The following is a 24,050-nucleotide window of genomic DNA, read 5'->3' on the forward strand; positions in this document are numbered from 1 at the left end:
GTATTACCAATTATAGGAGGTTACTATGCAATATCAGGTCGATATTTTTCTCGCATCTCTCAATCAATTTTGGCTACAACTGGTAAATTTTGTGCCACGTTTGTTAGCGGTATTGGTGATTCTATTTTTTGGCTGGATTATTGCCAAGCTTGTAAGAAGCGGCGTAAAACGTTTGCTAGAGTTGATGCAGTTTGATCAATTTGCGCGTAAATCTGGCTTAGAAGCCTTTATGAATAGTGGCAATATGCACGTAACCTTGAGCGGCATCATTAGCCAAGTCGTCTACTGGTTAGTCATTCTACTGTTTGTGATTACAGGTGCAAATGCGCTGGAATTGAGCGCAGTAGCTGGTTTGTTACAACAGTTAGCGGTGTATCTACCGCATATTATTGTGGCGATTCTGATACTGGTGTTTGGTACTTTACTAGCGCGCTTTATGAATCGTATTGTGTTTGCCTGGTTGCATAGCATTAAATTTCCTGAGGCTCTGGCGGTGAGCACTTCTACCGAGTATGGCATTCAAATTTTGGCGGTGTTTGTGGCGCTAGAGCAGTTGGGTATTGGCATGCAGCTCATTTACTCATTGTTTGTGATTGTATTTGGTGCTGTGTTCTTAGCGCTGGCGATTGCATTTGGTCTGGGCGGTAGAGATTGGGCCGCCAAAGTCATTGCGGACATGAGCGAAAGAAAAAACAAATATTGAAGCGTGGCGTTGCTAGATTGTTTTGATAAGGTGTTGCTGACGCCGGCTCACGGCTACTGTTTCCGGCACGCCTTTTAAAATAGCCACCCATTGTTGTTCCATTTGCGCATCATCGTTGACGATGGTGCGCTTTTCAAACCCTGCAATAAACGGCTTGGCCACCAAGCAGTTACGGTGCAAACGCAATAGCAGTTCACCAAACTCCACTTCTAGTTGTGTTAACGATTCCTCTACCAAATATTCGCGTACGGCAGTGCGCACGGTGACGTATTTTTGCTCTGCGCGGAAATAAATAATCTCTTGAATCGGCACCAGTAGTACACGTCCGCGCTCATGAATACTCAAATGTGAGCGCGTAGGTTGTAATGGCTTGATCGATGCTAGCTGTGCAGGTTGTAATGCGCGTACTTTATTCAGCGCGGTTTCTAAGCGTTCTTGGCGGATGGGCTTCAGCAGATAATCAATGGCGTTCAACTCAAACGCCTTAATTGCATAAGCATCATAGGCGGTAGTGAAAATCAACTTGGGGACTTGGGCTAGCAATTGCAGATGCTGCGCTGCTTCAATGCCATCCATCACCGGCATACGTATGTCTAACAATACAAGGTCTGGGCTATGCTCAGCCGCAAGTTCTATGGCCTCTTTTCCATTTTGCGCTTCAGCCACAACGCTGACATTGGCGATGTCGCCAAGCAAATCACGCAGACGGTTGCGCGCAGGTGTTTCGTCGTCGGCAATGATGATACGGAGTGTGGTCATGGTTTATTGATGTGGCACGCGAATATGCACGGTATAGTATTGTCCGGCAATGTCTGTTTTAAGCGATGCTTCTAAATCAAAGTGTAACAGGAGCCGTTCTTTAATATTTTTGAGCGCCATTTTGTTACCCGTATGGTGATGTTTATCGGGATTAAAAGGGTTGCTGATGCTCATCAGCACTTCTTTATGCTTACACACAATCTGAATAGTGATTTCGCCGCCGTCTGCCAACGGCTCTATGCCATGGTACACCGCATTTTCTAACAAAGGCTGCAAGATCAGGGGCGGAATCATTGCGTCGGGCGGCATGTGCTCTATTTGCCAATTCACGTTTAGACGATCTTCCAAGCGTAATTTTTCCAATGCTAAGTATTGGCGGCTCAGCGCAATCTCTTGTGCGAGCGGCACTAAATCGCGGTTATCCGCCATTAACACGCGGAACAAATCTGCCATGTCTTCCAGCGCGGTTTCAGCACGTTTGGGTTGGCTTCTGATGAGTGAAAGTACGGCATTGATACTGTTAAATAAAAAGTGCGGGCGAATACGCGCTTGGAGTGCTTGCAAACGTGCTTCGGCAATGGCGGGCGAGTAGGCGCGCTGTTGCAAGTTAAAGTAATACAACACAATGGCTGTCACGATGGTGGTGAGCAGGCATGCACGTGGAATGTCTGGAATGAGCTCCGGCGAAAAATACGGGCTGACTAAAGAAAAAGCCAAATAGGTGATGCCAATTTCTAGCAATATGATGACGGGCACACTAGCGCGATAATCCAGTTTATTGAGCCATGGATATAGGCCGTACAAACACAATAAGCTAATGATTAAGATGGGTTGAACCGCCGTAGAGAGCTCTGTAAACACATTAAAGAACTGCGATAACGGATGGCTTAGCAAAAGCGCCGCCAGCACTGCGAACAGGTTCACAATCAGCAAGATACGTAAATGAATGCCAAAATTATGTAAATTTGGAAGGCGGCTGTTTTTGCGCACGACATATAGTTAGTTATAATGATGCGATAAGTATATTATTATTAAAGAAAATTTTCATAAAAACTCTGCAGGCCGGAACATCATTGCCAGTAGAAAATGAAAAAGAACGACTACCAAAGTAAAAGGGATTGCAGTGCAAGCATCAGACGACAAAAAAACCTCATCACTTAACCATAAATCAGAAGCATGGTCTGGCCGCTTTGACGAGCCAGTGGCGGAGCTGGTGAAACGCTATACCGCCTCGGTCGATTTTGATAAGCGGTTAGCGCGTGTTGATATTCAAGGCTCTATTGCCCATGCGCGTATGCTGGGTGCACAACAGATTATCAGCTTGCAAGATGTGGCCGCTATTGAACAAGGCTTGGGTGAGATTCTGCAAGAAATTGAAGCGGGTAGCTTTGAATGGCTGTTGGATTTGGAAGATGTGCACCTGAATATTGAAAAACGGTTGACCGATAAGATTGGCGATGCAGGTAAGCGCTTACATACTGGCAGAAGTAGAAACGATCAGGTGGCGACAGATGTGCGCTTGTGGTTACGTGCCACTGTAGACGATGTACTGAGTGGCATCAAAGCGCTGCAATTATCCATCATAGACCTAGCGGAACAGCACGCAGATACCATCATGCCCGGCTTTACGCATTTGCAAGTGGCGCAGCCGGTGACGTTTGGTCATCACCTTATGGCGTATTTTGAAATGCTCAAACGCGACGCTGAACGTTTTGCCGATGCGCGTAAACGCATTAATCGCTTACCGTTGGGCGCTGCGGCATTGGCTGGCACCAGCTATCCTATTGATCGTAACATGGTGGCCGCCTCACTTGGTTTTGATGGCGTATGTGCCAATTCATTAGACGCAGTGTCTGACCGTGATTTTGCCATTGAATTTAGTGCAGCAGCTTCTGTGCTGATGATGCATTTGTCACGTTTTTCAGAAGAGTTGGTGTTATGGAGCTCACCACGCTTCGCCTTCATTGATATCGCAGACCGTTTTTGCACAGGTTCATCTATCATGCCGCAAAAGAAAAACCCTGATGTGCCGGAGTTAGTGCGCGGTAAAACTGGCCGTGTATTTGGACACTTGATGGGCTTGCTCACGCTGATGAAAGGCCAGCCATTGGCCTACAATAAAGACAACCAAGAAGACAAAGAGCCGCTATTTGATACAGCCGATACCATTGTCGTCACGCTGCAGATTTATGCAGATATGATGCGCGGTATTCGTGTCAATGCAGACAATATGCGACAAGCCGCGCTAGAAGGCTTTGCTACAGCCACTGATTTAGCGGATTATCTAGTGAAAAAAGGCATGCCATTTAGAGATGCGCATGAAGTCGTGGCGCTGGCAGTAAAGCATGGGGTGAATACGCAGCAAGATTTGGCCGATATGGCGCTGACGGAGTTACAACAATTTAGCAAAATGATTACAGAAGATGTATATTCTGTTTTAACATTAGAAGGTTCGGTGGCAAGCCGTCATCATGTGGGGGGCACTGCACCCGCACAGGTCCGCAGTGCCATACAGCAAGCAAGGGCAGCACTCAAATAAAAAAGATAGGCTTGAGTTTAAAGGGAAACTGGGCATTACTTTGTGTAGTGTTGTGCCTACTTTGCCCTTTTGCCTTAGCGCAATCTGCAGATTTACCCATTGAAACCAAACTCGATACGCTAGCAGAATCAGCACTCAGCACTAGCGCAGCGGAGTCAACGTCTCCCCCCGAAGTACCTGAAAGTATACCTGCGCAGACAGAAGACGGCCAATTGCTTTGGCCGATGATGCCACATGAGACTTTAGCGCAATTGGCCAAGACGTTTTATCCTGATAGCCCGATTCTAGAGCAGCGATTTATCCAGAAGACCATTCGTTTAACTAAGGCGTTGGGGGTCACGCTATTGCCAGATACGCCATTTAAACGCGTGCAAGTGATTGCGATTCCGGATGAGAAAGAAGTGCGTGCGATGACGCACCGTATCAAAAAGATGGAAGAAATCACGCATGCACAAAGTCAGCTTAAATTAAGTTATCAGCTGAAGTTAAGCGACCAACTCAAAAAAATTATTCCATCTGCACCCAAGCCAAGCAAAACCATTCCACACCATCCACAAGCACAGGCTAAATCTGTTTTGATTAAGCCGACATTGCCTGCGCCGGGGACTTCTTCGCAGTGGGTGCATATGTGGCAACAAACACAATCAACGGTGTCATCATGGGTAGTGACGGCCAAGACCTATTGGATGGTAGAAACCCCTAGCTGGATGCAACAATTGCATCATCCTCAATGGCGAAATGGCTTGTATCTCACGCTGTTGTTACTCATGGGGCTTGGGCTCTGGCGTTTACAAAAGCGTTATATGCGTCGGCAGATTGCGCTTTTGAATACCATCACGACAACTTTGGAAGATGCTGACTCAGATGCGCTATCGGAAACTGCGGCAGCAGAAGTACAGAATGCAGCAGTGTCCATGCTCACGCCATATCATCAGCACACACATGAAGAAGATAGATCCGCGGCTGCTTAGTGCCAATACTTAGCTTACTAATGCTTAGCTATCCGGCTAATCGTCCAGAAAAATTTCCAGTAAATTATTGAGAAAGCGGCGCCCTTTTAGCGTAGGTGCTATGCGTGATGATTGATGCGTGACTAGCCCTTGCTGAATAGCATCGGCGAGTGATTTTTCAATGCTGATCAGTGGTAAGCCGGTGCGTTGTTGAAATAAGTCTGTGGCAAATCCATCATGTAGCCTCAGCGTGTTCATCATAAACTCAAACCCCAGTGCCTCTTGTTCAATCACCCATTCTTGGTCAACCGCTTTGCCCTGTGGCACAAATTCCATATAGCGTTTGGGGTGTTTGTGGCGCGCTTGGCGAATCAGTTTGTCATGAAAACTCAGCTTGGAATGTGCGCCTGCGCCAATGCCTAAATAATCACCAAATGTCCAATAGTTTAGGTTGTGTTTGCACTGCATGCCAGGCTTAGAAAAAGCAGAGGTCTCGTAGTTAACATACCCCTGTTGCGCCAAATACTGCTCAATCTCTTCTTGCATAGTGGCGCTGGTGTCATCGTCCGGCAGGCTAGGTGGGGTGCGGTGGAACGGGGTATTGGGCTCTAAGGTTAAGTGATAAAACGATAGGTGTGCCGGGTTGAGTGCGCAGGCCATTTTTGCATCACTCAACGCGTCTTCCAGTGTTTGTTCTGGCAAGGCGTACATCACATCTAGGTTTACACGCTCAAACGTTTCTATGGCCAGAGCCGCGGCCGCTTGTGCTTGTGCCGTGTCGTGAATGCGCCCCAGCGCCTTCAGGTAGCGATCATCAAAACTTTGAATACCCAGTGAAACACGGTTGATCCCTGCATCTCTGTAGGCCTGAAAATGCGCAGTATCAACTGTGCCAGGGTTGGCCTCCAGTGTAATTTCTGCGCCATACTCTAGCGGTGTGAGCATACGTACATGACTTAGAATTCTGTCGATGGACTCGCCCGAAAATAGGCTGGGCGTACCACCACCAAAAAATACGCTGTGAATTTTTCGTCCCCAAATCAAAGGCGTGGCTTGCTCCAAATCTTGAATCAATGCATCCACATAGGCTGCTTCTGGAATCTCTTGTTTGGCCTCGTGCGAATTAAAATCACAATACGGACATTTACGCACGCACCAAGGAATGTGGATATAGAGAGATAGCGGTGGCGGGTTGCTCAGGCCGCTTAACGTCACATTGCCTTGTAGCGGCGCAGCACTCAAACTATTGGCAGGGTAGATTGGAATCATGCGGGTATTTTAACGGAATGTATTCACTATCACGTGTCGTTTTTATTGGCTATTACGCAAAGATGGAATAAGTCGCCGCAACAAAAAATGTATTTTCAAGCCATTTCCTCTAGTACCTGCAAAAACGCATCTCCATATTTCTGCAGTTTCGCCTGACCTATCCCGCTAATTTGCCCCATTTCATTTAAGGCTTGGGGTTTGCGGTTATGAATTTCCAACAAGGTACTGTCGTGGAAAATCACATACGGTGGCACGCCTTGTTCTCTTGCCAGTTCTAACCGTTTGGCTTTGAGCGCTTGCCAAAGTGGGTCGTCGCTAGCGCCTGCAAATGCTTCTTTGGCACGGGCACTACGTTCGGCTTTACTCATGCGTTTTTCTGGTTCGGCATCACGGCGTAGCCAGACTTCTTGTTCGCCTTTTAGCACTGGCCGCGCGGCTTCAGTCAGTTGTAAGCCGCCGTAGGCAGCCATATCGGCTTCCAGCAATCCAGATGCAATCAATTGGCGATACACACCGCTCCATTGGGCTTGATTGAGGGGTTTTCCTATGCCGAAGGTGCTCACTTTATCGTGATTAAAACGTTCGACTTGTGGTGTGACTTTCCCGGTAAGCACATCAATTAAATGGCCGACGCCGAATCTTTGTCCGGTGCGGTACACACAGGAGAGTGCCATCTGTGCAACTTGTGTCGCTTGCCAAGTTTCTACCGGATGCAGGCAGTTATCGCATTGGTCGCAGGCGCCGGGGTGGCTTTCGCCAAAGTAGCGCAAAATGGTTTGGTGACGGCAAGCGGTGGATTCGCAATAGCCGAGCAAGGCATCTAGTTTTAAGCGTTCCAGCCGTTTACGTTCTTCAGAGGCTTCGCCGCTATCCAACATCTGCCGCATGGAGACGACATCACCCATGCCGTACACCATCCAAGCGTTTGCAGGCAAGCCATCACGGCCAGCGCGGCCCGTTTCCTGATAATAACCTTCCATACTTTTGGGCAGATCTAAATGCGCAACAAAGCGCACATTGGGTTTATCGATGCCCATACCAAATGCGATGGTCGCCACCATAATGATGCCTTCTTCACGCAGAAAGCGGCGTTGATTGTGCTCACGCATTGGTGCAGGCAGACCAGCGTGATAGGGCAATGCAGACCAGCCTTTTTCGACCAAGAAGGCTGCTGTTTCTTCCACTTTTTTGCGTGATAAACAATAAATAATGCCAGCATCGTCAGGGTGTTCGCGCTCTAGGAATGCTTGCAATTGCTGGCGTGCATTGTGTTTGATACCAACATGGTAGCGAATATTCGGGCGGTCAAAACTGGAGACAAACTGGCGTGCGTTTTCGAGATTGAGCTGGCTGATAATCTCGGCGCGTGTCGGTGCATCCGCAGTCGCAGTCAATGCGATGCGTGGTACGTCGGGAAAGCGCTCATGTAATACGGTGAGCTGCCGATACTCCGGCCGGAAGTCATGCCCCCATTGCGATACGCAATGCGCTTCGTCAATGGCAAACAGCGCCAAGCCGACATGCTGGTGGATTTCATCAAGCAGACTTAAAAAGCTGCCAAGCATCAAGCGCTCGGGGGCGACATACAATAGTTTAATTTCACCACTGACCACCTCGCGAGTAATGCGGGCATTGTCTTCTGCGCTTAAACTGGAATTTAGAAAAGCAGCGTTGACACCAAGTTGCTGCAAAGCCTCAACTTGGTTTTGCATCAAAGCAATTAAGGGTGAGACAACGATTGCTAGACCTTCACGGGCCAAGGCCGGAATCTGGTAGCAGAGCGATTTTCCGCCACCCGTAGGCATGAGTACCAGCGCATCGTGTCCGCCAATTACATGCTCAACGATGGCTTGCTGCTGGTGGCGAAACTGGGTATAACCAAAAACCTGCTGAAGGATATGTTGCGGCGAGAGGCTTGCCATGCTTTAGATGAACAGTCCGACCAGCCTAGATTTTGTTGTATGGGTTAATGAGGCTATCCACCAGCGCATGTAATGCTTCACGCATTTGTGTCTCACTGACTTCCATCAACAAGCCATCTTCAAATGCGTCTTGCGTGATTTGCTTAATTTCATCAAAATTTTCGGTCATGACTTTGACTTTTTCTGTGCATGAGACGACCGAGCTATCATCACGCAGCCAAATGGGCCATGCTTTACTCATCATTGAGCCTTTCTAACTTTTGTAACAGTTTGGACATGGCGTGTCCGCGGTGGCTGATTCTGCTTTTAATCTCTAAAGGTAGTTCAGCAACTGTTTTACCTGTTTTCGCATCCAAGAATAACGGGTCATAGCCAAAGCCATCATGACCACGATACTCTTTTAAAATTTCTCCAACCCATTGCCCTTCAGCAATCAAAGGTTCTGGATCTTGCGCATAGCGCACCAGCACCATCACACAATAAAAGTGGGCGTTACGGTGAGGTGTGTCACCTAATACAGCGAGCAATTTTTGATTGTTCATTTCGTCTGATTTGGGCTCGCCAGCATAGCGTGCGGAGAGCACGCCTGGCGCACCCTGCAAGCTATCCACACACAAACCAGAGTCATCGGCCAATGCTGGCAAGCCAGTATGTTGACTGGCATGGCGTGCTTTGGCCAGCGCGTTTTCTATAAATGTGCAGTAAGGCTCATCGCATTCAGGTACGTTGAGGGCAGACTGCGGAATGACCTCCAGCGCAAGTGGCGCCAGCAGGTGCTGGATTTCCCGCAGTTTGCCTGCGTTACCCGTGGCAATCACCAACTGTTTAAACGGCAGGGCCATTATGCGCTCAATACTGCGTGCTGTTTCGCAGTCAATTGTTGAATACCTTCTGCCGCCAGATCTAACATCGCATTCATGGTGTCGCGGCTGAATGGCTCACCTTCAGCCGTGCCTTGAATTTCTACAAAGCCGCCGCTACCGGTCATCACCACGTTCATGTCGGTATCGCAATCCGAGTCTTCAATATAGTCCAAATCTAGTACCGGTGTACCTTGATACACGCCGACTGAAATGGCGGCAACTGTATCGGTGAGTGGCGAGCTGGTAATCAGCCCTTTTTCCAAGAGTTGATTAATGGCATCTTGCAAGGCGACAAATGCACCGGTAATACTGGCAGTGCGGGTGCCGCCATCAGCTTGAATCACATCACAGTCAAAGTGGATGGTACGCTCACCGAGTTTCTCCAAGTCAATCACCGCGCGTAAGCTGCGGCCAATCAAGCGTTGAATCTCTTGTGTACGTCCAGATTGCTTGCCTTTAGCAGCCTCTCTATCCATGCGGCTGCCGGTAGAGCGTGGCAACATGCCATATTCTGCGGTCACCCAGCCTTGGTTTTTCCCCTTTAAAAATCCAGGGACTTTTTCTTCCACACTGGCGGTGCAGATCACGTGCGTATCGCCAAATTTGACGAGTACAGAGCCTTCGGCATGTTTGGTGTAATGACGGATAATTTCTACGGTTCTTAAAGCGTTATTGGCGCGTTGGCTTGGTCTCATGGCTTGCTCACAACTTAAAAGGTTTTAGGTTTAGTCAATGCTGCTTGAATCTCAGCAATGGTTTTTTCAATCTCATCATCGGTTAAATCGTCCGGCGGTGCGCCCGGTAATTTGGCTGGACGGGTAGTGGGGTTCATAATCGTGGTGGTTTGATCCAGTGGCATGGTAATGGTGGAAACCGCTTGTGGATTCTGCTGACGGTCACCCCACTGTAAGCCAATCACACTCATGTTGTCACCGGTTTGGTCACTGTTCTTTTCTGCCATGTCTAACAAATGCACGACTGTTTCATCGATGACACCGGAGATTAAAATGTTTTTGATTTCGCGGTCATCAATCTCGTTCCAAATACCATCAGTACACAACATAATGATATCGCCATCCATCATCTCGTGGCGGTCGGCCAAATCAATTTGAGGGATGTTATCTCCCCCTAAGCAATTATAGATTTTGTTGCGGTAAGGATGCGTCGCCATTTCTTCTTTGCTAATCAATCCTTTACGGTACATGGATTGCACAATCGAGTGGTCTTCTGTTCTGAATAATAAATGACCGTCTCTAAAATGATACAAGCGTGAATCGCCCACATGTGCGCAATACAAGGTGTTGCGTTGAATAATCGCTGCCACGATCGTGGTGCGTGGCGATTCAATCAAATCATCCATTTGCCGTTTGTTTTCGATCATGTCATGGACTTGCTGAATATGATCGGTCAGAAATTTGGCAGGGCTAGGCAATGTTGGTAGTGCTAAGCGCTGAAACGCTTCGGTCAGTGTTTTGACCGCGAGTTGTGCCGCCACCTCACCATGGCGATGTCCACCCATGCCATCGGCCAACACCATCAACAGCGCGTCTTTACTGTAAGAGTACGCTAAGCGATCTTGATTGTAGGCGCGTGGACCTTGTCGGCTGCTTTGATAGATGGTGAATTTCATAATGGGGTATTCAGTACTTTTTTAATCTTGTTAACAATACTATTTTTGGGGCCGTCTTGCGCCGGGCTCAAGGCCATGATTTTCTTTTGTAGTGAAAACACACTTTGTGGCCTTGCCAAAAAGTCCATCTTCAAGCATTCATCAATCAACTCCAAAAGCTCGGGTGAGTAAATATTGTTGCCTAGCGATTTAGCGGGTTCTAAATTGTCTTTGGTCGCCCGTAAATTAGATGCTTGCGGCGTGGCGCGATACAAACAAGCGTACATGCTAGCGCCAATACTATAAATATCACTCCACGGGCCTAAATTCTGACGGGTGTAATATTGTTCCGGCGGCGCGAATCCAGGGGTGTAACTCAATGGAATGTTCGACTTGCTCTCAGACAGGGTTTGTCTGGCCGAGCCAAAATCCAACAGCACAGGCGAACCATCCAAACGAATATAAATGTTCGCAGGCTTAATATCCAAGTGCAGTAGCTTGTGCGTATGTACTTCTCGCAGGCCATTGAGCAACTCGGCAAACACACGGCGCACAAAGTTCTCGGAGATAGGCGCTTCATGCGCCAAAATGTATTCTTGCAACGATTTACCACGCTCATATTTCATGACCATGTACACTGTATTGTTGGCTCTGAAAAAATTGAGTACGCGGACAATGTTTTTATGGTCAATTTTAGCGAGCGATAAGCCTTCCTCAAAAAAGCTTTTTAATCCTTGCTTAAACACTGCGGAGTCACCGTGGTCATCTAATTGTACCGTCGCACCTTTATCACGTAAGGCCAACCCAGTCGGCATGTACTCTTTAATAGCCACTACTTTTTTGTTAGGGTCGTGTGCTAAATATACAAAGCTAAACCCACCAGAGCTCAGCACTTTGGTAATGGTGTAATCGTGTAATTTAAAGCCTATGTCGAGCGCTTGGTTTTTGTTGGTGACAGCCATTAAAAATGATCTTTTACCCAAACGGTTGAAGGTGTGGCTTTATTTTCTCATATTAACAGGTGCATTTGATACAATTGTTGAAGATTAGACGAGAGTAACCCCTATGATTTTAAGCATGACTGGCTATGCATCGCATGAGCTGAATACCCAATATGGTGTGTTGATGATCGAATTAAGGTCGGTCAATCACCGTTATTTAGAACTGCAATTAAAGCTAGATGACCACTTAAGAGTATTTGAAACCAGCGTACGTGAGCAGATGCAAGCCAAGCTGGGACGCGGCAAAGTAGACTGTCGCATCCATTTAAAGCAGGAGAATCTCACCACACAATTTGCAGCCATTAACCATCAGGCGATTCAGCAAATTGCTGAAAGCTTGCAAGCCGCTTCACAATACTTTGACGCGGTGCAACCGGTCGATGTGCTAGAGATTTTACGTATTCCTGGCGTGACGCAATCGGCCAAGGCTGACCATGACGTATTAGAGACGACGATTAAATCGACGCTGAGTGACGTGTTGGATGCACTGATTCACGCGCGGCAGCGTGAGGGCGAAAAACTAAAAGACGTCATATTGGCACGCCTGTCAGAAATTAACGCCTTGGTGATTCAGGTGAAACCTATGCTGCCAGTCTTGATTCAAACCTATCAGGATAAGCTCACCCATAAACTTAAAGAAGCGCTAGTGGGCGATGACGAGCGTGTGCGACAAGAGATTGTGTTGTATGCGCAGCGTATTGATGTGGATGAAGAGCTTTCTCGGTTGGATGCGCATGTCCATGAAGTGAGCCATATCCTTGCCAAAGGTGGCGCTGTAGGCAAAAAGTTGGATTTCTTGATGCAGGAAATGAACCGGGAAGCCAATACGCTGGGGGCAAAATCTGTTGCGATTGAAACCACGCAAATCTCAATGCAGCTTAAGGTGCTGATTGAGCAAATGCGTGAGCAAATTCAAAACATTGAGTAGATGCCTACTTTCTGTGCGTGATGGCTTTGGTGGTTGAATCAAAAGCGCAAGGTTGCACTTTTTTAGTGCGTTCTCAAACAGTGCAGACTTTGCGTATTTGTAAGATGCTGATTTAATTGATTTTTTAAATTGGTATGCAGTTTGCTTTTAATCGTATTATTAACGAAAGAATAAAAGCATGGCACACTCCGTCGAACAGTTTTTTGATGAAATGCAAGCCAATGTAGGTGATGTACGCAGTATTTACAAAGCCTATCAAAATTGGTTGAAAAATGTACCTACACAGCAATTGGCGGCTAAGCGAGCGGAAGCTGAGTTATTGTTTCGCCGTGTGGGCATCACCTTCAATGTGTATGGTGAGGCGGATGGCGCGGAGCGTTTGATCCCGTTTGATGTGATTCCACGCTTAATTTCGAGCAAAGAATGGGCGCATTTGTCTGCCGGGGTCGTGCAGCGCGTGCGTGCGCTCAATATGTTCTTGCATGATATCTATCACAAGCAAGAAATCATTCAAGCCGGTATTGTGCCGTATACCATTTTAAGTAATCCGCAATATCGCCCAGAGATGTTTGGTGTGGATGTGCCGAATCAGATTTACGCGCATATTGCTGGGGTGGATCTGGTGCGCACCAGCGAATCGCAATTTTACGTGTTAGAAGACAACTTGCGTACGCCTTCAGGTGTCTCGTATATGTTAGAAAACCGCAAAATGATGATGCGGCTGTTCCCGGATTTATTCCGGCAATATTCTGTTGCGCCAGTTGAGCATTACCCCCAAGTCCTACTCAATAATCTACGCTCTGTTGCACAATCTGGCGTGCAAGATCCAACCATTGTGTTGCTGTCTCCCGGTGCTTATAACAGCGCCTATTTTGAGCATGCGTTTTTAGCGCAGCAAATGGGGATCGAGCTGGTAGAAGGCCAAGATTTATTTGTGCGCAATAATGCGGTGTATATGCGCACCACGCAAGGCCCAAGGCGGGTAGATGTGATTTACCGTCGTATTGATGATGATTTTATCGATCCGCTCGTATTTAAACCAGACTCTATGTTGGGTGTGCCGGGCTTGCTGTCGGTGTATCGTAATGGCGGCGTGACCTTGGCCAATGCCGTGGGGACAGGCGCGGCCGATGATAAAGCTACCTATATCTACGTGCCCGCCATGATTAAATTCTACTTGGGCGAAGAGCCGATTCTGCAAAATGTGCCCACTTACGAGCTAAGCAAAGAAGATGATTTGACGTATGTATTAGACCATTTGGACGAGCTGGTGGTGAAGGAAGTGCAAGGCTCTGGTGGTTATGGCATGTTGGTTGGCCCTGCAGCAACCAAGCAAGAGTTGGCTGAGTTCAAACTGCGCATTCTATCCAAGCCTTCCAGCTATATTGCGCAGCCCACATTAGCACTTTCTACCTGCCCAACGTTGGTAGAAAAAGGCATTGCGCCACGCCATGTAGATTTAAGACCGTTTGTGCTGTCCGGCAAAACCGTCAGTGTGGTGCCAGGTGGCTTATGCCGCGTGGCATTAAAAGAAGGCTCGCTGGTGGTCAATTCATCACAAGGTGGTGGCACCAAAGACACTTGGGTGTTAGAGCGTGACGACACGCAGCCTGAAAAAGTCGCGCAATCGAATAAACAAGTAATGAAAGAAGAAGTGGCATGTTAAGTCGTACAGCAGATCACCTTTATTGGATGGCGCGTTATATTGAGCGCGCGGAAAATACGGCGCGTGTATTGGATGTGACCTACAACATGTCGCTGGTGCCCACCGCGACTGGCGACGATGCAGACTTATGGCAAGCCGCGATTGAAATTTCTGGAAACACCGAAGCGTTTGAACGTGATTATGGTCAGGCCAATGCAAAAAATACGATTCAGTATTTGACGATGGACAGTAATAATCCTTCCAGTATTTACAATGCGTTGCGTAGTGCGCGTGAGAATGCACGTGCAGTACGGGTGACCATGACGACCGAAACTTGGGAAAATATCAATGCGCTGTGGTTGGAGTTTGATCAGTTTTTGCGCAAAGATTTAACCGTAGAAGGCTTAAGCGAGTTTTGTGACTGGGTAAAAGCCAGATCGCACTTATTTAGAGGTGTGTGCTTTGGCACCATGTTGCGTGACGAAGCTTTTAGCTTTGTGCGTTTGGGTACCTTTATTGAGCGTGCCGATAATACGGCGCGCTTGCTCAATATTAAGTACGATTTCCTCATGCCGGTGCAATACCAAATGGGCGGTGCGGTAGATTATTACGAATGGAGCGCAGTGCTGCGTTCGGTCTCTGCCTTCCAAGCCTATCAAAAAATCTATAGTGATGCGATTGATCCGCTACGTGTGTCCGAGCTGCTGGTACTAAGGCACGATATGCCGCGCTCGCTACATGCTTGTTACGATGAGATCATGCCGATTATCGAGCAGGTGGCGGCTAATCGCCAAGGTGAGACCAGACGCTTGGCAGGCGAGCTGCATGCCAAGTTACATTATGGCAAAATGCAGGACATCTTTAAGCATGGCTTGCATGAGTTTTTAGAGAGCTTTATTCATTCTAACCATGTATTGGGCGAAGAAATTCAACGTAGTTTCTTGAGCGCAACCGTTTAATAGGTGTAGAGTAGCAAGCATTATGCGCCTTAATATTCAGCACCAAACACAATATGTGTACAGCGAAATGGTCACTTACACCATTCAACAATTACGCCTCACGCCACAAAATGGCTTTGGTCAGCATGTGCGGCATTGGGATATCAAAGTCAATGGCCAGTTGCATGAGGTGCAAGATACCTTTGGCAATATCGCACACACATTAGTCATCGATAATCCACATCACGAGTTGTACATTTCCGTATCGGGTGAAGTGGAAACAGGTGTGGGTGATGTAAGCCAGCATGAGGCATTGCCGATGCCTATTTACCTGCGCGAAACAGAGCTCACAGCGCCCAGTGTAGGCATTACTGAATTTGCACACGCATTCAAAGCGAAGCCGCTTGAAGAAATGATGCATGCATTGCGTGACAAAATGCAATATCTGAAAGGTGCCACACAGGTAGACACCACGGCAGCACAAGCTTTTGCGCTAGGCCAAGGTGTATGCCAAGATCATGCCCATGTATTTATTGCTTGCTGTCGTAGCTTAGGTTATCCGGCGCGCTATGTCAGTGGCTATTTGTTTACAGAAGATGGCAGTTTGATGCAAACCCATGCGTGGGCAGATGTGTGGTTGGATGATCGTTGGCAAAGCTTGGATGTCTCTAATGGTTGCGTTACTAATGAAACGCATATTCGGCTGGCCGTTGGATTGGATTATCGCGGCGCCAGCCCAGTAAGCGGCATGCGTATTGGTGGTGGGGAAGAGGGGATGGCCACCAGCGTTATCGTCAACCAGAATGGCGGACAGTTGCTGCAACACCAAAAAGTCAGCACAGCCACCTTGTTACAGCAAGCACAACAAGCACAGCAATAGCTTCCAAAACTAACTTTTCTTTAGCAGTTTCTACTGCTTTCGGACTATATTTTTTCAAACCTCTGCCATATGCAAAGCGTAATTTGGCTGCGTTAGATTACTGTTCTAACCACTACATCGCCAAATTAAAGGAAAAATCATGCCCCAATCATCGTTTAAGTTAAAAGTACTTGCCGGCCTGCTGTTGGCCTTCGCAGGTAGCGCCTCTGCCACCACCTACACCAATGTGCCATCTGGCGCCAACGCCAATCTACCATTTGCTTACTTTGGTAATGCAGCTAACCCTAGCGGCGATTCGCCGATGGTAGGTCAAGTGTTTGCTCTGACGCTAGATAGCCTGCTGTCATCCTTCAACTTCTATGCAGTCGGTAACACGTCAGCAACTTTTCAGCTGAATGTTGCGCAGTGGAACCCTAGCACAAACGCACAGAACCAAGCAGTCAATACAGTAGGTAGCAACCTGTTGCCTAGTACCTTTACAGCTGTTGATACCTATAACTCGACTGGTAATTACACCACCATCTCGTTTGACAATCTAGGCTTGAACCTCAACGCCAACACTAAGTACATTGCCTATCTGACCAGTAGCGATTCAACCGTGACAGGTGTTCAACTGTCACGCACCCAGACCGCGCAAGATGTTTCTGGCTTTGGTCTTGGTCATGCCTACCTGAGCACCATTCCTGGTCAAGGCTGGCAGCTTCCATTTAACGGCAACGGCTTCCTCAGTCTGCAATACACGGCAGTGACGGCTGTGGTGCCAGAGCCAGAAACCTATGCGATGTTATTTGCTGGTTTAGCGTTGGTTGGTGCAGCAGTTAAGCGCCGCAATGCTGTGTAACTTTAATCATCGCTTGATGTAAGAAACGACGGGGGCTTATGCCTCCGTTTTTGTGTGAAATAGCCATCTTTAATAGCGTGTGGTTCTCTGTCTAAATGCGGTAGATGGCACTTTGCCTAACTGCGCACGGCTGTTGTAATGATGATGAATGCTGATGCAATGTCTTTTGGATTGATTTGTCTCACTAAACGCTTAAGCTCAATCCCATCTTTCATAAAAATCAACGTTGGCCAAAGTTTAACGGAGAATGTCCTGCCAAGTTTGCGACCCTTGCCGTCTTCAATCTTGATATGGTGAATGTCAGGGTGCAATTTAAGTGCAGATGCAATAATGCTTTGTGCTGCTTGGCAGTGCTCGCACCACTCAGCTCCAAATTCCAGCATCACAGCACCTGTGAATTGATGGATTTCTTCGCGTGTAAGCTCTGATGTATGTTGAATGCTCATCTGCTTTAAGGCCTAAATAGACTGTTGATTCACACGTTTACTAAGCAACTCAGCTGACTCTTTGCGTTCACTGTATCGGTCAACCAGCAAGCTAGAAATATCTCGTGTTAATAACGTAAATTTAACAAGCTCTTCCATCACATCAACCACTCGGTCATAGTATGCAGATGGTTTCATTCTGCCATCTTCATTAAATTCTTGAAAAGCTTTGGCGATAGATGACTGGTTTGTGATGGTAATCATCCGCATCCAACGCCCTAATATTCGCATTTGATTGACTGCGTTGAATGATTGAGAGCCGCCTGAAACCTCCATGACAGCAAGTGTCTTGCCCTGTGTTGGTCGAATTGCCCCCATGGTTAAGGGTATCCAATCAATTTGCGCCTTCATGATGCCCGTCATTGCACCATGTCTTTCTGGTGAGGACCACACCATCCCTTCAGACCATAACGTTAGTTCTCGTAATTCCTGTACTTTAGGGTGGGTCTCTGGCGCATCATCAGGCAATGGCAAGCCATGCGGGTCAAATATCCTGACCTCACCACCTAATGCTTCCAGCAATCTAGCAGCTTCAAGTATCAGTAATTTACTGTAAGCACGTTCTCGTAAAGAGCCGTACAACAATAAAAAACGAGGCGCATGCGTAGATGGAACGTAATTGGTAAGGGTCGAAAGGTGCGTTCGGCTTAGTAGTGCACTGTCAAGGTTTGGCAAGCTGGCAACTGTTTCCATTTACCTAATCTCACCAATTGCATTGAGTTGAGCTTGAATGGCATTTTTATCTTCAAATGCTGCTGCTGGTAATTTCATAAATGCTTCAATACGTTTACGTAGTATTGAATAAGCCAATTCAAATGCAGCATCAATTTCAGCATCGGTCCCTGTTGCTTTTGCAGGATCTTCAACACCCCAATGCGCTCTTATCACTTTGCCTAAATAAGCCGGGCAAGTTTCTCCCGCGGCATTACTACAAACAGTAATCACAATGTCGGGTGTTACTGGTAGATTATCCCAAGACTTACTAACATAGCCTGCGGTTGCAATGCCTTTGGACGCTAGCAAAGCAATGGAATTTGGATGTACATATCCAGCCGGCTGGCTACCTGCACTCATGGCTTTCATGCCACTAGGTGCTAATGCATTAAATGTCGCTTCGGCTATGATGGAGCGGCAAGAGTTGCCCGTACATAAAAATAATATGTTCATTCATTGCTCTCAAAAATCAATTAGTTTCATACCAATGTTTACTACGATTGACGATAGATACCACAGACAGCATTACAGGCACTTCGATCAGCACACCGACAACAGTGGCAAGCGCTGCACCTGAGTTAAATCCAAATAATGCAATTGCGGTGGCTACCGCTAGCTCAAGGAAATTTGAAGCACCTATTAATGCTGATGGTCCCGCTACGCAATGCGCTACTTTAAGTTGCTTATTTAACCAATAAGCCAGCATTGAATTGAAGTACACCTGAATAGTGATTGGAATTGCTAGAAGTCCAATAATGATAGGCTGAGCCAATATTTGCTCACCTTGAAATGCAAACAATAGAACTAATGTAATGAGCAATGCTGAGAGTGAGATTGGGTGTAAGTGTTTTAACAAGTTGTCCAATGTACTCGGGCCTCTGGATAGTAGTAACTTACGTACTGCCTGACTCATTGCTACGGGCACAATAATATACAAGAATACGGATACAAATAGCGTAGCCCAAGGCACTGTGATACTTGATAAGCCAAGCAGCAAGGCTACTAATGGAGCAAATGCAAACAACATGATGGCATCATTAATTGCCACTTGAGAGAGCGTAAATTTAGGTTCACCACCGCATAGACCGCTCCATACAAACACCATCGCAGTACATGGTGCCGCGGCTAGTAGAATCAATCCTGCAACGTAGCTGTCAATCTGTTCTACAGGTAACAAGCCAGCAAATAAATGGCGTATAAATATCCAAGCAAGTAATGCCATAGAGAATGGCTTCACCACCCAGTTGATAAACAGCGTTACTCCTATCCCTTTGCGATGTGTTAGGACTTCCTTCATTGCACTAAAGTCAATGTTAAGTAGCATCGGAATAATCATCAGCCATATCAGCACTGCTACTGGAAAATTTACTTCTGCAAACTTTATGTTGCCTACTGACTGGAAGAAACTTGGAAAGACTTTGCCTAATGCGATGCCCACTACAATACAGCCAAGCACCCACCAAGTAAGATTACGTTCAAAAGTACCCATTGTTGGTTTGGTGATTTGCAATTCGCCAGACGCTATTACTTTATCCATAGTCTTTCCTACGCAGTTGGTTTGCATGTAGATAAAGGGGCGCATTCTTTTGTCCCCGCACAACAATTCTCAGTGAGATAAGCTAGCAAGCCATCCATAGCCTCATAGTTTGCTGAATAATAAATGTAGCGACTTACTTGGCGTGAATGAATCAATCCGGCATGACTTAACTCTTTAAGATGGAATGAAAGCGTGCTGGCTGGGATTTGAAGTGTTTCGCCAATATTTCCAGCAGACAGGCCTTCTGGCCCTGCCTGAACAAGTAGTCTGAATATCTCTAAACGCGCCTCTTGGGCGATAGATGAAAGTTGCAATACTGCTGATTTAATGTTCATATGATCTATATTTCCATAAATATAGAAATATAGTCAAGTGATATATTGCATTACGCGAAAAAACGTTTGGCCGATTGCTGAAGCCTGAAAAGATAATTGGAACGTAGGGTTGCTCTCAAGGCAGGTATCCATTTAAGACATACTACAGCTAGCCATAACGGTTGGCCCGGCATTCGTTAATTTTGGTGATGCAATACGCTTTTTTCTGCCGCAGCGCATGCCTAATGGTATGATTTCACCATTCATAAAATTGAGTTTTCCATGACTTATTGTGTCGGACTATTATTAGAGCAGGGCTTGTTGTTTGCCTCTGATACGCGCACCAATGCGGGTGTAGACCAAGTAGCCATTGCGCCCAAAATGCATGTGTTTGAACAAGCCGGCAAGCGTGTGATTGTGCTGTTAACCGCAGGCAATTTAGCCATTACCCAATCTGTGGTCAACCTGCTGACGGCACAACTTAAATCCAAAAGTAAATCGGCAAAGCACCTGTATAACGTAGACAGCATGTTTGATGTGGCGGGTTTAGTGGGCGAGGCCATGCGTACCGTGCATGAGCGTGACGGTGACCATTTACAAAAGCATGGCATAGAGTTTAGTGCTAGCGTGTTGGTGGGTGGGCAAATTGAAGGGGAGCGTCCACGCTTATTTAATGTATACGCCGCAGGCAATTTTATTGAGACCTGTAGCGAAACGCCTTATTTCCAGATTGGTGAAACCAAGTACGGCAAGCCGATTATTGACCGCGTGGTGAAACACAATAGTGAGATGATGGACGCGGTGAAGTGTGTGCTCATTTCGTTTGACTCTACCATCCGCAGTAATATTTCCGTGAGCGCACCGATTGATTTAATGATTTATCGTACCGATAGCCTGCATGCCGATTGTAAAAAACGGATCACCGAGCAAGACCCTTATTACGCAACAGTGCGCAAAGGTTGGAGCGAAGGGTTAAAATCCGTCTTTTCTGCATTACCTAGTCCGGATTGGTGTTAAACAATGTCACAAGGCAATTTATTTATTATTACCGCTGCTTCTGGCGCAGGCAAAACTAGCTTGGTGAAAGCCTTGCTGGCAAAAGATGCACAGATTAAGCTTTCCATCTCCCATACCACGCGTTTACCTAGGCCGCTAGAGCAGCAAGGGGTGCATTATCATTTTGTAGAGGATGCTACTTTCTTGACCATGCTGGAGAATGGTGAGTTTCTGGAATCAGCGCATGTGCATGGTGCACGATACGGCACTTCGCAAGCTGGTGTAGATGTGGCGCTGGCGTCTGGCCATGACGTGATTTTGGAAATTGACTGGCAAGGCGCTGCGCAAGTGCGTGAGATTTACCCAAGCGCCATCAGTATTTTTATACTGCCACCTTCAGTGGAAACCTTAGCAGAGCGTTTAAATAACCGCGGGCAAGACAGTGCGGAGGTAATTGCCAAGCGCGTGGCGGCGGCGCGTGAGGAGATGCGTCACTTAGTCGAGTTTGATTATGTTACAATCAACGATGATTTTGATGTAGCACTGCACGACTTACTGGCGATAGTGCGCACGCAACGACTAAAAATGACAGCGCAAGTCACGCGCTATCAAGCATTAATTCAAAAACTCACCTAAACTTACCCTGAGTTTGGGGTGGCTAACGTACATTTCTAAGAGGTTACATTATGGCGCGTATTACAGTAGATGATTGTTTAGATAAAATTCCAAACCGCTTTCAATTGACATTGGTGGCAGCTTACCGTGCACGCCAATTGGCCAATGGCTCTGATCCATTTGTGCATGGTTCTGCGCAAAAAGACAAGCCGACTGTATTGGCTTTGCGTGAAATTGCAGCAGGTAAAGTGGGTGTGGAAATCTTAAATCGCGGTCATTCGTAATTTAAGCATGTAGCCTATGGTCACCACCGCTAATTATCTTAAGGCGGAATCTCCAAAACGCAAATCTGACACCCTATTAGACGTGCCGGATTTGCTTCCTGCAGACACCGAGCACTCCCCGCTTACCGTTCTGCTCAAGCAGTACCTGACTCAAGACGAAATTGAACAAGTGTGGGCGGCATATCGCTATGCCGATAACGCACACCAAGGACAAACCCGTAAGACGGGTGAGCCTTATATTACGCACCCGGTTTCAGTCGCATGCATTCTTGCTAAATTACACTTAGATATCCCCACTTTGCTGGCGGCTTTGCTGCATGATGTCGTAGAAGATACGGGTGTAGTGAGTGCTGAAATTGGCGAAGTATTTGGCAAGCAAGTGGCGGATTTGGTAGATGGTTTAACCAAGCTCGATAAAGTCGAGCTACAAACCGCAACGCAGGCGCAGGCCGAAAACTTCCGTAAAATGTTGTTGGCCATGAGCCAAGACGTGCGTGTAATTTTGGTGAAACTGGCAGACCGTTTGCACAATATGCAGACGCTGGATGCAATGAAGCCGGAAAAGCAAAAGCGAATCGCGCGCGAAACCTTAGATATTTACGCGCCAATTGCTAACCGCTTAGGCTTGAATCCAATCTATCAAGAGCTGGAAGATCTAAGTTTTAAATACCTATACCCTACGCGATATCATGTGATTAACAAGGCTGTTAAGGCCGCGCGTGGTAATCGTAAAGAAGTCATCACCAAGATTTTAAACGCGATTGAAGATCAGTTAAAAGAAGCAAAACTAGAAGCGGATGTGATTGGCCGAGAAAAGCATATTTACAGTATTTATAAGAAGATGACGGGTAAAACCGTAAAATTGTCGCAAGTTAATGACATTTACGGATTTAGGATTATTGTAAAAGACACCGCCTCTTGTTATCTAGCATTGGGTGCTTTGCATGCGTTATATAAACCGATTCCCGGTAGATTCAAAGACTATATTGCACTTCCTAAGGTCAATGGTTACCAATCGTTACATACAACTTTGTTTGGGCCGTTTGGTACACCGATTGAAGTGCAGATCCGCAGTGAAGAAATGCATAACATCGCCGATGCCGGTGTGGCGGCACATTGGCTATACAAAACAACCGATGCGCATTTGACCAAACTGCAACAGCAAACGCATCAATGGTTACAGCGGTTGGTAGAGATTCAAACCGAGAGTGAAGACAGCTACGAGTTTTTGGAGCATTTTAAAGTCGATCTGTTTCCAGATGAAGTCTATGTGTTCACACCTAAAGGCAAAATTTTGGCTTTGCCCAGAGGCTCCAGCGCGGTGGACTTTGCCTATGCTGTGCACTCCGATGTCGGGAATAGCTGCGTTGCGGTGAAAATCAATAATGAGCTGGCGCCACTGAGAACGGAAATGCGTAATGGTGACAATGTGGAAATCATTACCGCGCCTTTAGCCAAACCTAATCCTGCTTGGTTGAACTATGTGGTGACAGGCAAAGCGCGTTCCCATATCCGCCATTATTTAAAGACGATTAAAGTGGAAGAGTCCGCGCATTTGGGCGAACGTATGCTCAATATAGCTTTGCGCGCACTGCATGTAGAGCCTAGTGAAGTGACCGATAAGCACTGGCAAAAAGTGATGCGTGACTATGGTGTGCAAACCAAAGCGGCTATTTTGACGGACATTGGCTTGGGCAAGCGTGTTGGTTTGATGGTGGCGCACCAGTTGCTTTCCAACAATAGTGAAGGCGCCGAGACAGAAAAAGAAAAAACCAGCAAACCATTAGACACGATTACCATTCGCGGCACCGAAGGTATGGCAGTGCAATTTGCGCAATGCTGCCGACCGATTCCGGGTGACCCGATTTTAGGCTTTATCAATAAAGACAAGGGGCTGGTCATTCATACGCACGATTGTCCGGCTATCCGCAAATTCAAGTTGGATCCAGACAAATGGCTGGATGTGGATTGGGATGCTGACAATAAAAAACTGTTCAAAGTGAACCTGCGCATTGCGGTAGCCAATCAGCGCGGTATGCTGGCAAAAATCGCCACGACCATTGCCAATGCAGAATCCAATATTGATAACGTCAGCGTGGAAGAGTCAGATGGCAGTCAATATACCAATGTCAATTTCACTGTGCAGGTGCACAATCGTGTTCATTTAGCAGAATTAATCCGTAATTTGCGTAAGATTCCTGATGTGGTGCGTATTAATCGCGTTAAAGGAAATCACGCCGAGCAAAAAATCTAGTGTA

At 46.8% G+C, this 24,050-nt stretch carries 26 protein-coding genes; 12 read left to right on the plus strand and 14 right to left on the minus strand.

Annotated elements, in window-relative coordinates; all coding sequences use genetic code 11:
* Nucleotides 1–25 precede the first annotated feature (25 nt).
* Complete coding sequence (locus tag A3Q3_RS0109495; RefSeq protein ID WP_020183357.1) at nt 26–703, plus strand: hypothetical protein; 678 nt, start codon at nt 26–28, stop codon at nt 701–703.
* A gap of 12 nt (nt 704–715) precedes the next feature.
* Here the strand turns inward: A3Q3_RS0109495 and A3Q3_RS0109500 are convergent, their stop codons facing one another.
* Both A3Q3_RS0109500 and A3Q3_RS0109505 read right to left on the minus strand, forming a co-directional pair.
* Nucleotides 716–1,462 carry a LytTR family DNA-binding domain-containing protein gene (locus A3Q3_RS0109500; RefSeq protein WP_020183358.1) on the minus strand — a complete coding sequence of 249 codons (747 nt, stop codon included), beginning with the start codon at nt 1,460–1,462 and terminating at the stop codon, nt 716–718.
* Nucleotides 1,463–1,465: 3 nt separating this feature from the next.
* Nucleotides 1,466–2,452: a sensor histidine kinase gene (locus A3Q3_RS0109505; protein WP_020183359.1), complete on the minus strand. Its 987-nt coding sequence runs from the start codon at nt 2,450–2,452 to the stop codon at nt 1,466–1,468.
* A gap of 133 nt (nt 2,453–2,585) precedes the next feature.
* Between A3Q3_RS0109505 and argH the strand changes: the two genes are divergently transcribed.
* Nucleotides 2,586–4,001, plus strand: a complete 1,416-nt coding sequence (gene argH, locus A3Q3_RS0109510) for an argininosuccinate lyase (protein ID WP_020183360.1) — start codon at nt 2,586–2,588, stop codon at nt 3,999–4,001.
* A gap of 11 nt (nt 4,002–4,012) precedes the next feature.
* A complete protein-coding gene (locus tag A3Q3_RS14170; RefSeq protein WP_157355100.1) occupies nt 4,013–4,972 on the plus strand; it encodes a hypothetical protein in 960 nt (319 codons plus the stop codon).
* Nucleotides 4,973–5,008: 36 nt separating this feature from the next.
* On the opposite strand, the gene hemW is transcribed toward A3Q3_RS14170, so the two are convergent.
* The 7 genes from hemW to A3Q3_RS0109550 all read right to left on the minus strand — a co-directional run bounded on the left by hemW (nt 5,009) and on the right by A3Q3_RS0109550 (nt 11,576).
* Nucleotides 5,009–6,220 (minus strand): radical SAM family heme chaperone HemW, encoded by a 1,212-nt coding sequence (gene hemW, locus A3Q3_RS0109520; RefSeq protein ID WP_020183362.1) that lies wholly within the window; start codon nt 6,218–6,220, stop codon nt 5,009–5,011.
* A gap of 95 nt (nt 6,221–6,315) precedes the next feature.
* Entirely contained in the window at nt 6,316–8,142 is a 1,827-nt protein-coding gene (recQ, locus tag A3Q3_RS0109525; protein WP_020183363.1) for a DNA helicase RecQ, read from the minus strand.
* Between the two features lie 25 nt (nt 8,143–8,167).
* Nucleotides 8,168–8,383 carry a hypothetical protein gene (locus A3Q3_RS0109530; protein ID WP_020183364.1) on the minus strand — a complete coding sequence of 72 codons (216 nt, stop codon included), beginning with the start codon at nt 8,381–8,383 and terminating at the stop codon, nt 8,168–8,170.
* Entirely contained in the window at nt 8,376–8,984 is a 609-nt protein-coding gene (rdgB, locus tag A3Q3_RS0109535) for an RdgB/HAM1 family non-canonical purine NTP pyrophosphatase (protein ID WP_020183365.1), read from the minus strand. Before rdgB ends, A3Q3_RS0109530 begins: the two co-directional genes overlap by 8 nt.
* A complete protein-coding gene (rph, locus tag A3Q3_RS0109540; protein ID WP_020183366.1) occupies nt 8,984–9,700 on the minus strand; it encodes a ribonuclease PH in 717 nt (238 codons plus the stop codon). Before rph ends, rdgB begins: the two co-directional genes overlap by 1 nt.
* A gap of 14 nt (nt 9,701–9,714) precedes the next feature.
* Nucleotides 9,715–10,635 (minus strand): PP2C family serine/threonine-protein phosphatase, encoded by a 921-nt coding sequence (locus tag A3Q3_RS0109545; RefSeq protein WP_020183367.1) that lies wholly within the window; start codon nt 10,633–10,635, stop codon nt 9,715–9,717.
* Nucleotides 10,632–11,576 (minus strand): serine/threonine-protein kinase, encoded by a 945-nt coding sequence (locus tag A3Q3_RS0109550; protein WP_020183368.1) that lies wholly within the window; start codon nt 11,574–11,576, stop codon nt 10,632–10,634. Before A3Q3_RS0109550 ends, A3Q3_RS0109545 begins: the two co-directional genes overlap by 4 nt.
* A 103-nt stretch (nt 11,577–11,679) precedes the next feature.
* Between A3Q3_RS0109550 and A3Q3_RS0109555 the strand changes: the two genes are divergently transcribed.
* The 5 genes from A3Q3_RS0109555 to A3Q3_RS0109580 all read left to right on the plus strand — a co-directional run bounded on the left by A3Q3_RS0109555 (nt 11,680) and on the right by A3Q3_RS0109580 (nt 16,847).
* Entirely contained in the window at nt 11,680–12,543 is an 864-nt protein-coding gene (locus A3Q3_RS0109555) for a YicC/YloC family endoribonuclease (protein WP_026361863.1), read from the plus strand.
* A 178-nt stretch (nt 12,544–12,721) separates the two neighbouring features.
* The gene (locus A3Q3_RS0109565) at nt 12,722–14,209 is read left to right on the plus strand and encodes a circularly permuted type 2 ATP-grasp protein (protein ID WP_020183371.1); all 1,488 of its coding nucleotides are present in this window, start codon (nt 12,722–12,724) and stop codon (nt 14,207–14,209) included.
* Nucleotides 14,203–15,147 carry an alpha-E domain-containing protein gene (locus A3Q3_RS0109570; protein ID WP_020183372.1) on the plus strand — a complete coding sequence of 315 codons (945 nt, stop codon included), beginning with the start codon at nt 14,203–14,205 and terminating at the stop codon, nt 15,145–15,147. Before A3Q3_RS0109565 ends, A3Q3_RS0109570 begins: the two co-directional genes overlap by 7 nt.
* A gap of 22 nt (nt 15,148–15,169) precedes the next feature.
* Nucleotides 15,170–16,006 (plus strand): transglutaminase family protein, encoded by an 837-nt coding sequence (locus A3Q3_RS0109575; RefSeq protein ID WP_020183373.1) that lies wholly within the window; start codon nt 15,170–15,172, stop codon nt 16,004–16,006.
* 139 nt (nt 16,007–16,145) lie between these two features.
* Nucleotides 16,146–16,847, plus strand: a complete 702-nt coding sequence (locus A3Q3_RS0109580) for a PEP-CTERM sorting domain-containing protein (RefSeq protein ID WP_020183374.1) — start codon at nt 16,146–16,148, stop codon at nt 16,845–16,847.
* Between the two features lie 116 nt (nt 16,848–16,963).
* Here the strand turns inward: A3Q3_RS0109580 and A3Q3_RS0109585 are convergent, their stop codons facing one another.
* The 5 genes from A3Q3_RS0109585 to A3Q3_RS0109605 are packed head-to-tail and all read right to left on the minus strand — an operon-like array spanning nt 16,964 to nt 19,918.
* Nucleotides 16,964–17,293, minus strand: coding sequence for a thioredoxin family protein (locus tag A3Q3_RS0109585; protein WP_020183375.1), 330 nt, complete (start codon nt 17,291–17,293; stop codon nt 16,964–16,966).
* A gap of 12 nt (nt 17,294–17,305) precedes the next feature.
* A complete protein-coding gene (gene arsH / locus A3Q3_RS0109590; protein ID WP_020183376.1) occupies nt 17,306–18,025 on the minus strand; it encodes an arsenical resistance protein ArsH in 720 nt (239 codons plus the stop codon).
* On the minus strand, nt 18,026–18,499 hold the full coding sequence (locus A3Q3_RS0109595) for an arsenate reductase ArsC (RefSeq protein WP_020183377.1): 474 nt from the start codon (nt 18,497–18,499) through the stop codon (nt 18,026–18,028).
* 16 nt (nt 18,500–18,515) lie between these two features.
* A complete protein-coding gene (arsB, locus tag A3Q3_RS0109600; protein ID WP_020183378.1) occupies nt 18,516–19,583 on the minus strand; it encodes an ACR3 family arsenite efflux transporter in 1,068 nt (355 codons plus the stop codon).
* An 8-nt stretch (nt 19,584–19,591) separates the two neighbouring features.
* Nucleotides 19,592–19,918, minus strand: a complete 327-nt coding sequence (locus A3Q3_RS0109605; protein WP_020183379.1) for a helix-turn-helix transcriptional regulator — start codon at nt 19,916–19,918, stop codon at nt 19,592–19,594.
* A 261-nt stretch (nt 19,919–20,179) separates the two neighbouring features.
* On the opposite strand from A3Q3_RS0109605, the gene A3Q3_RS0109610 reads away from it, so the two are divergent.
* The 4 genes from A3Q3_RS0109610 to A3Q3_RS0109625 are packed head-to-tail and all read left to right on the plus strand — an operon-like array spanning nt 20,180 to nt 24,046.
* Nucleotides 20,180–20,914, plus strand: coding sequence for a proteasome-type protease (locus A3Q3_RS0109610; protein WP_020183380.1), 735 nt, complete (start codon nt 20,180–20,182; stop codon nt 20,912–20,914).
* A 3-nt stretch (nt 20,915–20,917) separates the two neighbouring features.
* Nucleotides 20,918–21,529, plus strand: a complete 612-nt coding sequence (gene gmk, locus A3Q3_RS0109615) for a guanylate kinase (RefSeq protein WP_020183381.1) — start codon at nt 20,918–20,920, stop codon at nt 21,527–21,529.
* A 50-nt stretch (nt 21,530–21,579) separates the two neighbouring features.
* Nucleotides 21,580–21,792 carry a DNA-directed RNA polymerase subunit omega gene (gene rpoZ, locus A3Q3_RS0109620; RefSeq protein ID WP_020183382.1) on the plus strand — a complete coding sequence of 71 codons (213 nt, stop codon included), beginning with the start codon at nt 21,580–21,582 and terminating at the stop codon, nt 21,790–21,792.
* 16 nt (nt 21,793–21,808) lie between these two features.
* Nucleotides 21,809–24,046, plus strand: a complete 2,238-nt coding sequence (locus A3Q3_RS0109625) for a bifunctional (p)ppGpp synthetase/guanosine-3',5'-bis(diphosphate) 3'-pyrophosphohydrolase (RefSeq protein ID WP_020183383.1) — start codon at nt 21,809–21,811, stop codon at nt 24,044–24,046.
* The last annotated feature ends 4 nt before the right edge of the window (nt 24,047–24,050 follow it).

The organism is Methylotenera sp. 1P/1 (assembly GCF_000384355.1).
Lineage (GTDB): Bacteria > Pseudomonadota > Gammaproteobacteria > Burkholderiales > Methylophilaceae > Methylophilus.

Coding starts and splice junctions, on each gene's coding strand:
- A3Q3_RS0109495 (WP_020183357.1), top strand. CDS start 26: ATGCAATATCAGGTCGATATTTTTCTCGCATCTCTCAATCAATTTTGG.
- A3Q3_RS0109500 (WP_020183358.1), bottom strand. CDS start 1,462: ATGACCACACTCCGTATCATCATTGCCGACGACGAAACACCTGCGCGC.
- hemW (WP_020183362.1), bottom strand. CDS start 6,220: ATGATTCCAATCTACCCTGCCAATAGTTTGAGTGCTGCGCCGCTACAA.
- recQ (WP_020183363.1), bottom strand. CDS start 8,142: ATGGCAAGCCTCTCGCCGCAACATATCCTTCAGCAGGTTTTTGGTTAT.
- A3Q3_RS0109530 (WP_020183364.1), bottom strand. CDS start 8,383: ATGAGTAAAGCATGGCCCATTTGGCTGCGTGATGATAGCTCGGTCGTC.
- rdgB (WP_020183365.1), bottom strand. CDS start 8,984: ATGGCCCTGCCGTTTAAACAGTTGGTGATTGCCACGGGTAACGCAGGC.
- rph (WP_020183366.1), bottom strand. CDS start 9,700: ATGAGACCAAGCCAACGCGCCAATAACGCTTTAAGAACCGTAGAAATT.
- A3Q3_RS0109545 (WP_020183367.1), bottom strand. CDS start 10,635: ATGAAATTCACCATCTATCAAAGCAGCCGACAAGGTCCACGCGCCTAC.
- A3Q3_RS0109550 (WP_020183368.1), bottom strand. CDS start 11,576: ATGGCTGTCACCAACAAAAACCAAGCGCTCGACATAGGCTTTAAATTA.
- A3Q3_RS0109555 (WP_026361863.1), top strand. CDS start 11,680: ATGATTTTAAGCATGACTGGCTATGCATCGCATGAGCTGAATACCCAA.
- A3Q3_RS0109565 (WP_020183371.1), top strand. CDS start 12,722: ATGGCACACTCCGTCGAACAGTTTTTTGATGAAATGCAAGCCAATGTA.
- A3Q3_RS0109570 (WP_020183372.1), top strand. CDS start 14,203: ATGTTAAGTCGTACAGCAGATCACCTTTATTGGATGGCGCGTTATATT.
- A3Q3_RS0109575 (WP_020183373.1), top strand. CDS start 15,170: ATGCGCCTTAATATTCAGCACCAAACACAATATGTGTACAGCGAAATG.
- A3Q3_RS0109580 (WP_020183374.1), top strand. CDS start 16,146: ATGCCCCAATCATCGTTTAAGTTAAAAGTACTTGCCGGCCTGCTGTTG.
- A3Q3_RS0109585 (WP_020183375.1), bottom strand. CDS start 17,293: ATGAGCATTCAACATACATCAGAGCTTACACGCGAAGAAATCCATCAA.
- arsH (WP_020183376.1), bottom strand. CDS start 18,025: ATGGAAACAGTTGCCAGCTTGCCAAACCTTGACAGTGCACTACTAAGC.
- A3Q3_RS0109595 (WP_020183377.1), bottom strand. CDS start 18,499: ATGAACATATTATTTTTATGTACGGGCAACTCTTGCCGCTCCATCATA.
- arsB (WP_020183378.1), bottom strand. CDS start 19,583: ATGGATAAAGTAATAGCGTCTGGCGAATTGCAAATCACCAAACCAACA.
- A3Q3_RS0109605 (WP_020183379.1), bottom strand. CDS start 19,918: ATGAACATTAAATCAGCAGTATTGCAACTTTCATCTATCGCCCAAGAG.
- A3Q3_RS0109610 (WP_020183380.1), top strand. CDS start 20,180: ATGACTTATTGTGTCGGACTATTATTAGAGCAGGGCTTGTTGTTTGCC.
- gmk (WP_020183381.1), top strand. CDS start 20,918: ATGTCACAAGGCAATTTATTTATTATTACCGCTGCTTCTGGCGCAGGC.
- rpoZ (WP_020183382.1), top strand. CDS start 21,580: ATGGCGCGTATTACAGTAGATGATTGTTTAGATAAAATTCCAAACCGC.
- A3Q3_RS0109625 (WP_020183383.1), top strand. CDS start 21,809: ATGGTCACCACCGCTAATTATCTTAAGGCGGAATCTCCAAAACGCAAA.